Origin of the sequence: Vibrio sp. HENC-03 (assembly GCF_000305755.2) — a bacterium.
GTDB classification, from domain to species: domain Bacteria; phylum Pseudomonadota; class Gammaproteobacteria; order Enterobacterales; family Vibrionaceae; genus Vibrio; species Vibrio owensii.
The window spans coordinates 428,379-443,083 of sequence record NZ_JH976124.1 but is presented as its reverse complement, the minus strand read 5'-3'; the positions used below and the strand labels follow the sequence as shown (position 1 = coordinate 443,083).

14 protein-coding genes are annotated in these 14,705 nt (G+C 46.1%); 7 read left to right on the top strand and 7 right to left on the bottom strand.

Annotation, left to right across the window (positions count from 1 at the left end; all coding sequences use genetic code 11):
- Window positions 1–205 precede the first annotated feature (205 nt).
- Together mtgA and VCHENC03_RS10405 are read left to right on the top strand one after the other, a co-directional pair.
- On the top strand, window positions 206–883 hold the full coding sequence (gene mtgA / locus VCHENC03_RS10400; protein WP_017189694.1) for a monofunctional biosynthetic peptidoglycan transglycosylase: 678 nt from the start codon (window positions 206–208) through the stop codon (window positions 881–883).
- Between the two features lie 191 nt (window positions 884–1,074).
- On the top strand, window positions 1,075–3,135 hold the full coding sequence (locus VCHENC03_RS10405; protein WP_009706501.1) for an alpha-amylase: 2,061 nt from the start codon (window positions 1,075–1,077) through the stop codon (window positions 3,133–3,135).
- 113 nt (window positions 3,136–3,248) lie between these two features.
- Here VCHENC03_RS10405 and VCHENC03_RS10410 read toward each other — a convergent pair whose 3' ends face one another.
- A complete protein-coding gene (locus VCHENC03_RS10410) occupies window positions 3,249–3,965 on the bottom strand; it encodes a DsbA family protein (protein WP_009706500.1) in 717 nt (238 codons plus the stop codon).
- Between the two features lie 91 nt (window positions 3,966–4,056).
- Window positions 4,057–4,380, bottom strand: coding sequence for a hypothetical protein (locus VCHENC03_RS10415; protein WP_009706499.1), 324 nt, complete (start codon window positions 4,378–4,380; stop codon window positions 4,057–4,059).
- Between the two features lie 422 nt (window positions 4,381–4,802).
- Between VCHENC03_RS10415 and VCHENC03_RS10420 the strand changes: the two genes are divergently transcribed.
- From VCHENC03_RS10420 to VCHENC03_RS10435, 4 genes are all read left to right on the top strand, one after another.
- Window positions 4,803–5,543 (top strand): nucleoside recognition domain-containing protein, encoded by a 741-nt coding sequence (locus tag VCHENC03_RS10420; RefSeq protein WP_005437881.1) that lies wholly within the window; start codon window positions 4,803–4,805, stop codon window positions 5,541–5,543.
- A complete protein-coding gene (locus VCHENC03_RS10425; protein WP_005374849.1) occupies window positions 5,543–6,010 on the top strand; it encodes a YjiG family protein in 468 nt (155 codons plus the stop codon). The genes VCHENC03_RS10420 and VCHENC03_RS10425 overlap by 1 nt, the downstream gene beginning before the upstream one ends.
- Before the next feature lie 9 nt (window positions 6,011–6,019).
- Window positions 6,020–7,144, top strand: coding sequence for a M20 family metallopeptidase (locus tag VCHENC03_RS10430; RefSeq protein ID WP_009706498.1), 1,125 nt, complete (start codon window positions 6,020–6,022; stop codon window positions 7,142–7,144).
- 222 nt (window positions 7,145–7,366) lie between these two features.
- The gene (locus VCHENC03_RS10435) at window positions 7,367–7,741 is read left to right on the top strand and encodes a YkvA family protein (protein WP_009698021.1); all 375 of its coding nucleotides are present in this window, start codon (window positions 7,367–7,369) and stop codon (window positions 7,739–7,741) included.
- 95 nt (window positions 7,742–7,836) lie between these two features.
- Here the strand turns inward: VCHENC03_RS10435 and VCHENC03_RS10440 are convergent, their stop codons facing one another.
- The 4 genes from VCHENC03_RS10440 to VCHENC03_RS10455 all read right to left on the bottom strand — a co-directional run bounded on the left by VCHENC03_RS10440 (window position 7,837) and on the right by VCHENC03_RS10455 (window position 12,479).
- On the bottom strand, window positions 7,837–9,141 hold the full coding sequence (locus VCHENC03_RS10440; protein WP_005437888.1) for a dicarboxylate/amino acid:cation symporter: 1,305 nt from the start codon (window positions 9,139–9,141) through the stop codon (window positions 7,837–7,839).
- A 320-nt stretch (window positions 9,142–9,461) separates the two neighbouring features.
- A complete protein-coding gene (locus tag VCHENC03_RS10445) occupies window positions 9,462–10,526 on the bottom strand; it encodes a DUF4056 domain-containing protein (RefSeq protein ID WP_009706497.1) in 1,065 nt (354 codons plus the stop codon).
- A gap of 9 nt (window positions 10,527–10,535) precedes the next feature.
- Window positions 10,536–11,660: a BamA/TamA family outer membrane protein gene (locus tag VCHENC03_RS10450; RefSeq protein WP_009706496.1), complete on the bottom strand. Its 1,125-nt coding sequence runs from the start codon at window positions 11,658–11,660 to the stop codon at window positions 10,536–10,538.
- A 12-nt stretch (window positions 11,661–11,672) separates the two neighbouring features.
- Window positions 11,673–12,479 carry a hypothetical protein gene (locus tag VCHENC03_RS10455; RefSeq protein WP_009706495.1) on the bottom strand — a complete coding sequence of 269 codons (807 nt, stop codon included), beginning with the start codon at window positions 12,477–12,479 and terminating at the stop codon, window positions 11,673–11,675.
- A gap of 281 nt (window positions 12,480–12,760) precedes the next feature.
- On the opposite strand from VCHENC03_RS10455, the gene VCHENC03_RS10460 reads away from it, so the two are divergent.
- On the top strand, window positions 12,761–13,357 hold the full coding sequence (locus VCHENC03_RS10460; protein WP_009706494.1) for a TetR/AcrR family transcriptional regulator: 597 nt from the start codon (window positions 12,761–12,763) through the stop codon (window positions 13,355–13,357).
- A gap of 36 nt (window positions 13,358–13,393) precedes the next feature.
- On the opposite strand, the gene VCHENC03_RS10465 is transcribed toward VCHENC03_RS10460, so the two are convergent.
- Window positions 13,394–14,665 (bottom strand): DUF1835 domain-containing protein, encoded by a 1,272-nt coding sequence (locus tag VCHENC03_RS10465; RefSeq protein ID WP_009706493.1) that lies wholly within the window; start codon window positions 14,663–14,665, stop codon window positions 13,394–13,396.
- Between the last annotated feature and the right edge of the window lie 40 nt (window positions 14,666–14,705).

Below are 14,705 nucleotides of genomic sequence, written 5' to 3'. Positions count from 1 at the left end.
CGCAAAACAAACGTAACTAGCCAAAATTCATAATCAACATCAAGCCCGCTTTACAATGTAAATCGGGCTTTTTTTAACCAACTTTTGACCTTGTAACCTTGTTGTTCTACCTTGAATCAGGCAATCTTCGCTCCCATTTAATTAAACAGCCACAAATAGAGATTCATCAGTGGCGTATCCCTTACTCTGGCTAGGCAAATAAAGCATGCTGAAAAGACTGAAGTCGTTTCTATTCAAAATTTCATTAGTTTTGTTACTGACTCCTGTGTTGTTGGTAGGTTTCGTCAAGTATGTAAATCCGCCACTGTGGGGATGGAAGATCAGTCGTATGATCTCGCCACCAGAAGGATACCCAGAAACTAGCCAACAAGAGTGGGTGCCACTGTCTGAGATTTCAAAAAACATCCAACTAGCAGTCATGGCAACGGAAGATCAGAAGTTTCCTCATCATTATGGAGTGGACTTTGATTCGCTATTTTCTGTTATCTCACAAGCCGGTGAGAACGGACCTTCTCGCGGCGCGAGCACGATTACTCAACAAACTGCAAAGAACGTATTTCTGTTCCCCGCACACTCTTATGTGCGCAAAGCGTACGAGCTTTATTTTGCTCTGCTGATGGAAGCGATGTGGAGTAAAGAACGCATCCTCGAAGTGTATTTAAATGTGGTGGAATTTGGCCCGGGTATATACGGTATCGAGGCGGCTGCGCAAAACTATTACGGTATTCATGCCAGCCAACTGACCCAATGGCAAGCGGCGAGGTTAGCGGTGGTTCTGCCGAATCCTTACAAGATCAAAGTGTATCCGCACACTAATTACACTCAACATCGCACCAATTGGGCTCTGACCCAGATGCGCAATCTTGGCAACGTCGAGTTATAAGTTTCTCTTTTCCATACCTATCCTGTGTCCATAAATAGAACTACGCCCCAATAAAAGCAAAATGTGAAGCGTCACAAGCTTTAGGGCGTAGCCTTTCAGAATGATGTGCTCAGTTTTTCATCCATTTACTATTAGTGTGAATAAAACTACAACACGAATACTGCGCCTATGCGCAACCAATGGACTGAACGATGAAACTGAATCTGATTACGACTACCTTATTGCTTGCATCGGCAAGTGCCATCGCCGAGCCAAACATCACCATTTCTACCACGACCAACAGCCGTGACTTTCCTTTAAGTGCAGAGCAGCCTTTGGTTGTGCCCTTAACCAAAGACGGATACACGCTCAAAATCACAGGTGTTGAAGGCGACTGTGTCGCGCCTGATGGTCAGAAGGTCAAATTCAATAAACCTATCGCGTTGAACTGCGGAAAGCCAACGGAACTGCCGTTAAAAATCCGCTTTACCGGCGATTACTCTTTTGCTTTTGATGCGGAAGCGAAAACATTGCGCTTCAAACGTGAACCTAAGAAAGCCGCCAAGACAGAATTCAAACGCCCAATCCCACAAGTGCAATGTGAGGTTTACCAAGGCGGCGAAGTCACGATTGCGCTGGGTGACAGTTTCCCAGATGGCACCAAGTTGCGTGATGCTTACTCTGGGCAGATGGTCGAAGTAAAAGATCAGCAAGTATCGCTGACACCAAGCAAAGATTCAGGCGGTTTGGTGCTACTAGAGCCAGTGAAGAAAACCAAAGAAGCAGTACCGTTTGATTACCGTAATGCCAACATTTACTTCGTGATGGTCGACCGTTTCAACAATGCCGATACCAGCAATGACAACAGCTATGGGCGCAAGAAAGACGGCAAAGAAGAGATAGGCACTTTCCACGGCGGTGACCTAAAAGGCGTGATCGAAAAGTTAGATTACATCAAGAGCCTAGGTACAGATGCGATTTGGTTATCGCCAATCGTTGAGCAAGTGCACGGCTTTGTTGGCGGCGGCGATAGCGGCTCATTCCCATTCTACGCTTACCACGGTTACTGGACGCGTGACTTTACCAAGATTGATGAGAACTTCGGTAACGAAGCTGATCTTAAAAAGCTGGTGGAAGAGGCACATAAACGTGGCCTTAAAGTATTGATGGACGCGGTAATCAACCACACTGGTTACTCAACGTTAGCTGATTTGCAATTTGACGGTATTGAGGTGTTAAAACCAAACGCTGATTTACCGAAGAAGTGGGGCGACTGGCAACCAAAAGCGGGTGAAAATTGGCATAGCTACCACCAGAATATTGATTACCAGAGTCCAAACTGGGCGAAATGGTGGGGTGGTGACTGGGTAAGAACAGGTCTACCGGGATACCCAGCTCCGGGCAGCAGTGATATCACTATGTCATTGGCGGGTTTGCCTGACTTTATCACCGAATCAGACAAAGCCGTGAAGCCTGCGCAGTGGCTATTGGATAACCCTGGTACTCGCGTAGAGGCGCGTGACAATTACACCGTCTCGGATTACCTAATTGAGTGGCAAACTGATTGGGTGAAACGCTTTGGCATTGATGGTTACCGTGTCGATACCGTGAAGCACGTTGAAGGCGATGTGTGGAAACGCTTGAAAGAAGAGGCATCAAGCAGTCTTGAGCAGTGGCGTAAAGAGAACGGTAAGTCAGGTCAGCCATTCTGGATGATGGGGGAAGTATGGGGACATACCGCATATCGCAGCCCTTACTTCGACGACGGCTTTGATGCGTTGATTAACTTCGACATGCAGAAGAAGTTAGACAAAGGCGCGGCGTGTTTCAGCCAAATGGCAGACACTTACCAAAGTTACGCAGACACAATCGCCAATGAGAAAGACTTCAACCCTGTGAGCTACATGTCTTCTCACGATACCGAGCTGTTCTTCTCTCGCTTCAAAGATTACGGCATGCAGCGTAATGCCGCGAATGCACTGCTTCTGAGCCCTGGTGCTGTTCAGGTTTATTACGGTGACGAAGTGGGTCGTAACATTGGTCCTTACGCGGACGATTTCCATCAAGGCACACGCTCTGACATGATATGGAAACTGTCAGATGAGAAGCAAGCATTGCTAAAACATTGGCAAACACTTGGTCAGTTCCGTAAAGCGCACCCAGCGATTGGTGCGGGTCAGCATCAAGTGATTGAACAAGAAGGCGCGTACGTGTTCTCTCGTTCGCTTGGCAATGACAAAGTCGTTGTGGCGTTTGTGGGGCGTGACAAGTAGTTAGAACTTCGTTTTAAGCCTAGATAGAAAAAGCCCTTCCTTGAGTTATCAGGGAAGGGCTTTGTTGTTTTTGATGGTTACTTATCTATTTCAATAGCTATCTATTTCGATAGTTATTTCTTTAGCTCTTGGTCGATAACTTTCTCAAGCTCTTCGAAAGGTACATAACCCGGAATGACTTGGTCATTAATGATGATCGCTGGTGTGCCTCGTAGACCTAAGCGAGTGAAGTACTCGTAGTTTTTATCCAATAATGCTTTGGTCTCTTTGTCGTCGACAAGCTGTGCTTCTGTGCCAGTCTTCTTAGCGATTTTTTGTAGTGAACTTGCATCATGTGGACCCGGCTTCTTCACCAACAAGTCGTGCACTTCTTTGTACTTGTCATGTTGGTTCTGCCATACGTTCAATGCGTAACTTGCCGAGTTGTAACCGTTCTTCTCGTACTGTTCTTTGAACGATACCGTCATGTTCAGCACTTTTACCTGCGGATATTCTTTCTCTACCTTCACTAGCTCACCTTCAAGACGCTTACAGAAAGGACAGCTGTAATCGGTTACGTTGATGATTGTCAGTTCTGGGTTCTCTGCACCGAAGTAAGAGTGCTTGCCATCGTTAAGATAGGCGCGCGCTTCATCCAAAGTCGCGTTAAACGTCTTTTGGTAAGCGACGTAGTCTTGTAGGTTTTGATGCAGTGAATCGAGGATCTGCGGGTTTTCTTTCAGCAGTTGAGTAATTTCTTGCAGCTTCTCTTCTGATGTTTTTTCTGATGCGTGTGAAAATAGAGGTACCAGCGCGATAGCCACAGTTAATAGTGTGCGTGTGAATTTCATGATATTTCCTAAAACTCTCTTTCTTCGCGGTTTTTGTCGCGAAGTGATTAAAAATAAAACAATTGATTTGGGGATGAATAGCAATCGGGTTTTATTCTCTAAACACACATAGCTTGAGGTGCACCCGATATTTGTCGGGTATCGGCTCGGTATGATGGCGGAAAGCATTACGCTCGGTGCTGGTGATAGACAGCAAGACAAACGCAAATAGGAATAAGGGAACAATGAAGCTGTCGAGATGGTTTTGTGAAACCTGAATCAGCTTTTCAGACAGTTCACACTGCTTAGCCAGCCCTCTCTCGCTCTTTTGTTGCTGCGCAGCAGCGTGTTCAGCTGTCACTTGCATGCCAATCAGAGGGCAAGATTGGTAGAAGCCTGCATTTTTACTTAAACAGATCACGATAACCCAAGCCACAAGGGCAAGTGTCCATCGAGCGACGTTGGATTGTGATCGAAGCAAAAGGCAAACCCTGAGTAAGTCTCTAAGTAATGACCGAACCACCCTAAAATAAATTACACGGAACTTTTGTTAATTTTTGGTCAAGAAACCTCAAATAAGCAACAAACCATGAAGCACGTCGAAGGTGTGGCTAATAACAAACTTGTTCATAACTTTGGTTTGTTTTGTTAATGGATGGGATTCGCAGATAGTTAGATAAATCTACCTTATCTTGGTCATAAATATTTATTATCTTTTAAATGTGATTCAAATCATAAAATAAAACTTCATAATTGAGTGACATGATTGTTCGGTAAATGGATTGATTTTGATCATCTCTCTAGCACGTCGTTCAAGGGATCATCTATGCGTTCTGTTCCACATACATAGGTGAATTTATGACAAGCCCTGTTCATGCTGAACGCAAGGTGACGATCGGGTGTTACATTGCACTCGCGTTTGCGGTTGTGTTCTTTTCTGGTCTGATGCAATCCAACGAATGGTACGGTGTATTCGACTTTACAACGCTTAATGGCTCTTTCGGTAAAGTGGCTTACGGCGTAACGGAAGGTGCGGATGGCGCGGTACAAGCTGCGACTACATCTTTCCGCGGTACTGGCGGTAGCGGTGCTCGTGACGGTTTCATTTTCGCACTTACTTTGATTCCAACCGTTATGTTCGCATTAGGTATGATCAACGTACTTGAGCACTACGGTGCACTTGAAGCTGCTCGTAAGCTTCTTACTCCTCTTCTACGTCCTCTAATGGGCATCCCTGGTAACTCTGGTTTGGCTTTGATTGCTTCTCTACAAAGTACCGATGCAGGTGCGGCAATGACGCGTCAGCTAAAAGATGAAGGTCACCTAACTAAGCGTGAAACGGACGTATTTACCATGTTCCAGTTCACTGCTGGTGCAACCATCGTGAACTTCTTCTCATCAGGCGCTGTGCTGTTCACGCTGACGATGGCTGACGGTTCTCTAGCAGTAACGTCTTCTATTGGTTTGGCAGTTGTGGTGATGTTCGCATTTAAGATCATCGGCGCGAACCTGTTCCGTATCTACCTAAACATGACGGAAGGTAAAGAAGACAAACAAGACCAAAACAAATCAGAGAACCTAAAAGAGGAGACGGCATAATGGGTGACGTTAAAGCGAAAAAACCAATGGTGACGGATATCTTCGTCGAAGGTGCTAAGAAAGGCTGGGTAATTGCGACTACCTCTACGGTTCCTAACGTATTGATGGCGTTCGTTATCATCAAAGCGCTGCAAATCACAGGCGCGCTGGATCTGATGGGTACTGTGTTCTCTCCAATCATGGCGGTGTTTGGCCTTCCGGGTGAAGCGGCTGCTGTTCTTATCGGCGCTTGGATGTCGATGGGCGGCGCAGTGGGTGTGGTTATCACGCTGTTTGACCAAGGCATCCTAAACGGTACGCACATTGCGATTCTAGCGCCAGCTATCTACCTAATGGGCTCTCAAGTTCAGTACATGGGTCGTATCATGGGTCCAATTGGTACTGAAGGTCGTTACATCCCAGTTATGATTGCAATCTCAGTATTGAACGCGTTTGGCGCAATGCTGGTGATGAATCTGTTTGTCTAGGAGTGAGTCATGCAATTCTCTCTAAATGAATATCTAGAAGAGCTACGTCCGCTAATCAATGTGGATTGTGGCACTTACACGACTGATGGTATCGAGTTCATCGCTTCTCAATTTGAAGAGAAGTACCAAGCGATGTCAGGTTGGAGCGTAAAACGCATCGACTGTGGCAGGGCAGGCATCGGTCTTGAAGTTCGAAATAAGCCGGAAGCTGAGCAAATCGACGTGATGCTGATTGGTCATATGGATACCGTGTTCCCTGTGGGTACCGCTGAGCTTCGTCCAATGTCTCAAGATGCAGAGAAAGCCTATGGTCCTGGCGTCTCGGACATGAAATCTGGTTTGCTGAACATCGTATACGCGATGCGCAATCTAGACCAAGCGGTGTTGGATAAGCTATCTATCGCTATCTGCATGAACCCAGATGAAGAGACGGGTTCTCTCGATTCTGTGGATTGGATTCAATCAGTTGCGAAAAACGCTAAGAATGTACTGGTTGCAGAAGCAGCACGTGCAGACGGCGGTTTAGTGAAAGCGCGTAAAGGCATGGCTCGCTACAAAATGACCTTTAATGGCGTTGCAGCTCACGCAGGTAACGAGCCAGAAAATGGTCGCAGCGCAATCACTGAGATGGCGAATTGGATTCTTGCAGTCAACGCAATGACCAACTTTGAATCTGGTACTACGCTGAACGTCGGTATTGTTTCTGGTGGTAACGGTGCGAACATTGTCCCGGAGCATGCTGAAGCGATCGTGGATGTGCGTTTCTGGAGCAATGAAGAATACGATGATGTCGATAGCAAGCTAAATGGCATGCTGGAAACACCATTCGTTGATGGCGTGAGCATCGATCTGGTTCGTGAAGCTTATAAGCCTTCTATGGTGCCAAGTGCTCAAACGGAAAGCCTGATGACATTAGTTGAAGAAGCCGCAAGTGAACTGGCGATCGACATCAACTGGAAAGAAGTGGGTGGTGGCTCTGATGCAAACAACACGGCGATTCTTGGCGTTCCAACTTTGGACGGTCTAGGACCTATCGGTGCAGGCTTCCACAGTGACCAAGAGTACTTGTTGCTTGAGTCTATTGAACCACGTATCAAAATGCTGATGCGTGTATTGGAGAAGATTGCTCAATAAGGCATTCTGCTTCTAAAGCTTGGTTCCCAAAGCTGTTGGTTTCCAAGACTTCTGGTTTCAAAACCTTTTGGTATCCAAAGCAATAATCCTCGGACTTCGGTTTGGGGATTTTTTTATCTAGCCATTTTGTTTCCTTTCTTCATTATCATTACTCGCTATTAATCCTACGTTCAGGTTCATCGTCTTAATATCTTTGCCACAGTCATAAATTTAGGAGGCACGATGACCACAAGCATGTCTGTAAATTCGGCGTCCGATGACGTCTTAGACCAAACGATGCAAGCGCCAGATGAGAAAACCTTCTGGCGTAAAATGAAAAATTCCGTCAAGAAAGCAGGTGAAGAGATTGCGGTTATGGGCATTAAATCATGGCTCGCGATGGCAGATTCCAACACCTCTGTTCGCCACAAAGCTATTTTAGGTGGCGCGCTGGCTTACTTCGTCCTGCCAACAGATATGGTGCCAGACGTGTTAGCAGGTGTCGGCTTTACCGATGACATGGCAGCATTGACGCTAGCGGCGAACTCGGTCGGCAATGCCATCACCGATGAGCATGAAGAGCAAGCGAGAGAAAAGCTGAGTTCGATGACGGAATAGGGTTATTACCTATTCTTCAGATTTCAAATAAAACAAAAGCCCCGATGTTTCCATCGGGGCTTTCATTTAGACAGGATAATTGAGTTTGGAAGGGTTTAAGCTTCCGCGCGTTTCAGATGCACTTCTTCTTCTGCGACCCCAGCTTTTGGATCGTTGAAGCGAGTTTCATCCAGTGCGCCTTCCGATTTAGCAACAATGATAGTCACTGCGCTGTCACCGGTGATGTTAACTGCGGTACGAATCATATCAAGTAGACGGTCAACACCCATGATAAGTGCAATACCTTCTAGCGGCAGACCTACTTGGTTCAATACCATAGCCAACATTACTAGACCAACACCAGGAACACCTGCGGTACCGATAGACGCCAATGTTGCCGTCATGATAACCATTAGGTAGTCACCCATAGTTAGGTCGATGTTGAATGCCTGTGCGATGAACGCTGTCGCCACACCTTGCATGATCGCCGTGCCGTCCATGTTCACGGTTGCACCTAGCGGTACTGTGAACGATGATACGCGGTTCTCAACACCCATGCGGTGCTTAGCCGTTTCCATTGTCACTGGAATGGTTGCGTTCGATGATGCTGTAGAGAAAGCAAACATGATTGCGTCTTCCATCTTACGTAGGAACGTAATTGGGTTTAGACCAGTGAAGCCTTTTAGCATCAGGCTGTAAGTCACAAGGCCGTGCAGCAATAGCGTACCTGCTAGTACAACGAAGTATTCAGCAAGGTTAAAGATTGCGCTTAGACCAAGACCTGTAAACAGCTTCGCCATTAGGAAGAACACACCGTAAGGCGCAAGGTTCATCAGAATAGCAACCAATTTCATGATTACTTCATTCAGATCAGAGAAGAATGCTGCGATACGCTCGCCTGGCTTACCTGCTGCACTGATCGCGATACCGAATAGGACGGCGAACACGATAACTTGCAGGGTTTTACCTTCTGCCATTGCGCTGATTGGGTTGGTTGGGAACATATCAATGATCACTTGACCCAAAGATGGCGCTTCTGCTGATTTGAATGAACTTGCTGCGGTTAGGTCTGCACCAGCACCCGGCTGGAATAGCGTACCCATGGTTAGAGCAAGTGTGATTGCGATAGCGGTTGTTGCTACGTAGAAAGCAAGGGTTTTACCACCCATGCGACCCAATGTAGATAGGTCTTTTAGAGAGCTGGTACCACAAACTAGCGAAACAAATACTAGCGGTACAACAAGCATTTTTAAGCTGGCAACGAAGATCTGTCCACCAACTTCGAATAATCCATTAACAATGTATGCGTCGACAAATCCGTTGTCGGCAAAAAGTGTGCGAATTGCAAATCCTGTCAAGATACCCGCTACCATACCCAAAATTACGCGGCTGGTGAGCGACATCGGTTTCTTGGTATTCATGAGAACACTCCTTATAGTTATGCACCTTGAGTTCACTTCAAGGCGGCGTGCAGATTAGCAGCGGAGTGCGAAAATACGAAAGAATAATCCTCTGAATGGTCGATAGATGTGAAGTTAGTCACTTTAAAAAATAGAATATTAACCAAATTGTAACGATTTGGCTGGTTGAAAAGTTTGCTGATTAACAAATTTATCGAATTTACAACCGATAGAAATAAATTCTTACATTCTCAAATAGTAGAAAACTGGATGCATAACGATAAGATGAAAGACGCCAAGTGCATAACTAGGCATCTTTTATTCACTTTATGATTGCAAAGTCACTTCAGCGGTGGGCGAGTCTGTTCGTCGATGGTACGAGCAAAATCTGAAATCTGTTGATAATCTGCGCGTGTCCAAATTGATTTTGACGTCAATGGCTTAGGTAATGCAGAGAACGCTTTTTCATTGTCGCTTGCTCTAAACTCGACACTCATCCATTGGTCGATTGGCTGTTGATTATCGAAGGTGTTAGACAATGAAAGTTCGTGATTTGCGCCTGGGTAGTTTGGTGTCAAACTCAATGCCATATGATAATCGCGGAATCGCACTACCCACTTATCCGGTAGGCGTCTTGAACTGTCCCACCAATCGCCATCAAGCTGCTGAATTTTCTGTTTAGCGACGGATTTCGGCTGTGCTTTTAACTCTTTTAAGGCTTGTTTAAAAGCGGTGTCCATCGCTTGAGAAAAGCCCTTTTGATCGAGTTCGGGATTATCCAACAGGACTTGCTTGGCTAAGTTAGCACCAAGCATGTTGGAGTAGAGGTCTTCGGATGAGAAGGCGGACGCCAGTTCTTTAAAGCCACTCACCGATACCATACCGAACCATTGCGCAATCTCATGCCATTGAGCAAGACGAAACGCCGTTAGCGCTGCTGCCTGAGCACTGCGGTCGAGCTTCTCTTCTTCACTAAGCTTTTCTTTTTGTTCATACCAACGAATGCGGCGAACACGAAGTTCTTCTGGTAAATCCAGATGTGCCGCACGGCCGAGATAATGTTGGTTGAGAGTAAACAAATAGTAGGTGTAATCGGCCGTGTCGCGAACGTGTGCCGTATCAATAAACCCACCAAGCTCGGTAAAGATTATTCCATTCGCTTCTTCATTTAATCCAAGCAGACTGCCTGGCACCGATTCACTGCCATCGTTATAGTGGTGAGTACCTACTTCGGTGCTGGACAAGACATTCTCAAGGGAGAAGAAAGGAACAGGTACGCTTCCTAGTTGCGCTTTGAGGTCTACACCGAAGGCACAGCATGGCCTGACGCCAACCGGTGCTTTGAATTCTTGTGCTTGGACAAACCCACTACAAAGGCTTAGTAGTAATAGTGCTGCTTTCTTCAAACCCTACTCCTAGAATGCTTCATTAATTTGGAAATAAAAACCGGTGCTGTCTTTACCTACCCCTAAATCGACGCGCACGTTAATACGTGCCTTAAAGGCAAATCGATAACCAACCCCGACAGTTGGTAGCCAACTGCTTGCGAATAAGTCGTGATAAGTAGGTGCGATATTGCCTGCACCCAACCAACCCACAACACCATGACGACCAGCAATGGTGTGGCGGATTTCTATTTGTGTGGAGAGTTGATGTTTGTCGCGATATTGTCCTTGGTAGTAGCCACGCATGCGTTGATCGTCACCTAACTGGGCGTAATCAAACCAAGGGGCATCACCAAAAATCGATTGCGAGTAAACTTCCATCGCGATGATGGTACTGTTTGACCATTGTTGATAGAGACGATAGTTGGCCACGAGATTGTCGTAGTCTTCATCACTACCTAGTGAATCGCGGTTGGCAATCCATTCAATATCAAGAAACTGCCCTCGCATTGGGTTTGGCTCGAAATCGCGCGTATCGTATTCCATCCCCAGTAACACACCGCTGCTGGTGGCATTGGTGACTTCTGAAGGAAGAATATCGCCATCCACACCGGCTACTTTGTTGAATGATTGCCACTGCCAGCCGAGCTTAGCGTAAGTATTTGGCGCAATTTCTACGGCGACTTTTGGGCTCAGCTGTAACCGTTGGCCTTCGTATTGCACTTTATTACTATCATTCTCGGCTGCTTGACTGCCGATACCCCAATAGTATCCGGGAGTGTGGCTGATCCACGCTTCACCAAGTAGGCGTACTTTGTCACCCTTCAAATAGGTGCGGTTGTTTAACCCCAAGCCGTAAGAGCCGGAAGTTGAACCGTAAGATGTGACGGTGACGGTTGAGTACGGGTCGCCTTTCTGCCAGTCATAAGGGGTATACAAGCCCACCGCGGCAACGCCGATGCCAAATCCTTGCTCTGGATTGACGAATGGTCCCGGTAAGATGCCCCAGTCGATCAATTTCGACTCATCCACTGTTTCGCTAGAGCCTAGTTTGGTTAGGATGTCATCTACCAAACTGCTTTCGTCTTGCTGCATAGCAAAAACGAGTGGTGTGCAAAACAGTGCTGCAATTACTAGGGAATAACAAGCTTTCATCTTCTCTTTACCTTAGAAGCGGCGATCGAGAGAGAAGAAGATACTTTGACGGTCGCCAAAGCCAGCTTCGCCCAATAAGTACCAGTCGTCATTAATCTGGTATTGCATGCCGGCAAGGGTGTTCCACTCAGATTCCAAGCGCTGCTTAACGTCAAAGCGACCAGAGAGATTGATACCCGCTTGTTTTAATGTTCCGGATAATTCTTGCTCAACGTTTTGGTACATGGCACCGACCCAGAAACGCAAAGGGACGCCATTTTTATGGAAGTCGTAACCGACACGTGGAGACACGACTATCGCATCGATAGCACCATCGATTACATTCAAATTCGTTTGGGTGTAACTGGCATCAACAAGAGCAAACAGTTGGTCATAACCGCCCGCTAGGACAAAGCCACCCCCATAGGTGTAACCATCGAGATCGAGACGGAAAGGGAATTCGCCCAGTTGCTTGCCAAGCAGGCTGACTTTGACATTGGTTTCTGAATAGCCATCAAGTGTGCCAACTAAGCCATAAACATTTAAGAATGGGAACAACCAAACGTCCCCACGAAGTGTCATAACATCGCTGGCTTGTTTACCCCCGCTGGCTTCCATTTTTAATAGTTTTTCTAAGCCATGTAATCCACTCAGAGAAATGGAGTCGACGTTGATGCCTTGTTCCATACTCATATAGCTCAGGTTGACGCCAAAGGGCTTTGGTAAGTCATAACCGAGTGCTTCTGCTTTATCTTTCCAGATTGGCAGAGAAATCGAATCAGCGTTTGCCGTACCAGTAAGCAGGCAGGAAACGGCAACGAGCAAGGAGCGTAATTTCATAAGTTACTTCATTAAACGTGACGATCACAACAACACCAGGGGCCTTGTAATAAGGGCATCGACTCTGGAGTTTGTGTCACGGAAAAATCACAGCTTTATCTGACAGACAAAGCGCCACAGCGTGAGTTAAGAGTGATTCTATTTTGATATTTTTCTTAGGATCTTAACTTCGGCGAGCGCATCTTACTCCTAAAATCAAAAAAGTAAACTTCAAAGTATACTTTTGATTGTTGTGCGCTATACTCTGCGTCCACTTACATGAGGTTGGTGAATCTAGAGCGATGAAACTGTCAGAAAAAAAACGCTTAGCGCTGATTGAAGCGGCTCAACAGGAATTTATTGAGCACGGTTTCAGTTGTGCCAATATGGACAGAGTATGTGAGCGAGCAGGGACGTCAAAGCGCACCTTGTATCGCCATTTTGAAAGCAAAGACGTGCTGTTTATCGAGTCTATTCAAACTGTGCTCGAAACTCAGCGTGCGCGTTTACAGCTTAAGTACACATCAGACATTGATGTCGAAACCCAGCTTAGAACTTATCTGCATGCAAAACTGGACTCTATGTATGAGGACTTCGGCTTGCCATTGGCCAAAATGGTGATCAGTGAATTTATGCGCACACCAGAACTGGCAGAGAACTACTTGCATCAACTTCAACGTCAAGATGAGTTGTTGGAGAATTGGTTTACAGAGGCTATTGCGGATAACAAGGTCAAAGCGCTCGACCCAGCAATGATGAGCTGTATGTTGATGTGCTTATTAAAGGGGAACTGCTTATGGCCGCAACTGGTTGCCAATCAAGCAGTGCCTAGTGCCGAGCAGCGCAAGAAAATCGTCGAAGATATTCTCACGCTGTTTTTCGATGGCTACCGTTGCTAGCTCCTCCGCTTTATTACCGAACTAGTGATGAAGCACCTAAGCCGTGATTAAGTGATGTAAAGATGAGAGCTGGGTGTGGTTCCATGTCCAGCGGCTATTCACTTGGTTGTGGATTCCGCCTACCCAGTAATCTTGTAAGAAAGTTGAGTGTCCATTGAGGCATTCACGGCCATTCTCGCTGATATTCACTTGTTGTTCCCACCAATTCTTATCCAATGAATCGACAGTAAATAGTGGGTTTTCTGCTTGCGTGAGTGGCAGCAGTAATGCATAAAACATGACATCGCCAAGAGTAGGGAGTGGTTCTTGTTGTTGGTACTTCTGAAACCAATCTTTCACTTTGATTGGTTCGTTATGCTCGTTCAATATCTGCAAAGCCAAATGTTGTGTGAAGCTCAATCCTGATTCTGAATGAGGCAGCTCTTGAAGATGTCGTTTCATCACTGCTTTGATGTTCGGCAAGTAATCTAGTTCATGCTGTTCTAATAGATTCACGAGAGGCTGTGGTGTTGGAGCTTGCAAAGCTTGCCAGCAGCGTTTGGTTTGGCTAAAAAGCTTCGCTGTCACTGGCTTTCTATGCTGCCAACATGAGCGAATCGCTTCAGCAGGGAGTTGCCCGAAGCCAATAAATCGCTCAGTTCCCGGAAACTGATTGAATTCGATGATCTCAATGATTTTGCCTTCGGTTTCCTCTAACAGAGAGAGCCCTCGAAGTAGCATGAATTGATCGTAGGCATCATGTTCGACCCAAAAAACGATGCGTTCGTATTGCTGGTCGAGCAGGGTATGGATATTGCTTTGCTCAAACTGCGCTACTTCTTGTACCGAGTCTTTTCTTCCCATAACAGGCAGTAATGTGTCTACAACGTATTGTGCTCGAATCGCGACAAATCCTTTTTCATTGCTCGGAATGGGACCAATGCATAATGGATCAATCATGGGTAAAAAGTCACCCTCGAACCCACATGTCTTTAGTTGTTGTTGAATGTCGTGTCCACAGCGGACATGCAGTGTTGTTAGTTCGGCATCAAGTGGATTTGCTTGGTTGTTGATGGCGAGCTTGTGACTTTCTAGCTCTTCCACATGAGCTTTTAACTTGCTCCAACTGGGTAAGCCAAGCTCTCTAGCTAGGGCGTGTTGAACATCTGCAAGCTGGATAGAATCTGGCGTTAGGGTTTCTGGTTGGGAATGAAACTGCTTAACCTGATCAAGTACTCTGGTGTCATTGTGGCGGATTGCTTTTAAGCGCTTTTTCGCGACAGACTTTTGCTGGTTAAGGTTAATAGAGAAGCTATTGTGAGATTGCATTTTTCACCTTTCTTATCTCTTCCACACTCGCCTTATTAGA

Bases quoted from the DNA above. Each gene is read 5' to 3' on its own strand.
- VCHENC03_RS10425 (WP_005374849.1), top strand. From the start codon at position 5,543: ATGGGTGACGTTAAAGCGAAAAAACCAATGGTGACGGATATCTTCGTC.
- VCHENC03_RS10420 (WP_005437881.1), top strand. From the start codon at position 4,803: ATGACAAGCCCTGTTCATGCTGAACGCAAGGTGACGATCGGGTGTTAC.
- VCHENC03_RS10455 (WP_009706495.1), bottom strand. From the start codon at position 12,479: ATGAAATTACGCTCCTTGCTCGTTGCCGTTTCCTGCCTGCTTACTGGT.
- VCHENC03_RS10465 (WP_009706493.1), bottom strand. From the start codon at position 14,665: ATGCAATCTCACAATAGCTTCTCTATTAACCTTAACCAGCAAAAGTCT.
- VCHENC03_RS10410 (WP_009706500.1), bottom strand. From the start codon at position 3,965: ATGAAATTCACACGCACACTATTAACTGTGGCTATCGCGCTGGTACCT.
- VCHENC03_RS10460 (WP_009706494.1), top strand. From the start codon at position 12,761: ATGAAACTGTCAGAAAAAAAACGCTTAGCGCTGATTGAAGCGGCTCAA.
- mtgA (WP_017189694.1), top strand. From the start codon at position 206: ATGCTGAAAAGACTGAAGTCGTTTCTATTCAAAATTTCATTAGTTTTG.
- VCHENC03_RS10430 (WP_009706498.1), top strand. From the start codon at position 6,020: ATGCAATTCTCTCTAAATGAATATCTAGAAGAGCTACGTCCGCTAATC.
- VCHENC03_RS10435 (WP_009698021.1), top strand. From the start codon at position 7,367: ATGACCACAAGCATGTCTGTAAATTCGGCGTCCGATGACGTCTTAGAC.
- VCHENC03_RS10450 (WP_009706496.1), bottom strand. From the start codon at position 11,660: ATGAAAGCTTGTTATTCCCTAGTAATTGCAGCACTGTTTTGCACACCA.
- VCHENC03_RS10405 (WP_009706501.1), top strand. From the start codon at position 1,075: ATGAAACTGAATCTGATTACGACTACCTTATTGCTTGCATCGGCAAGT.
- VCHENC03_RS10440 (WP_005437888.1), bottom strand. From the start codon at position 9,141: ATGAATACCAAGAAACCGATGTCGCTCACCAGCCGCGTAATTTTGGGT.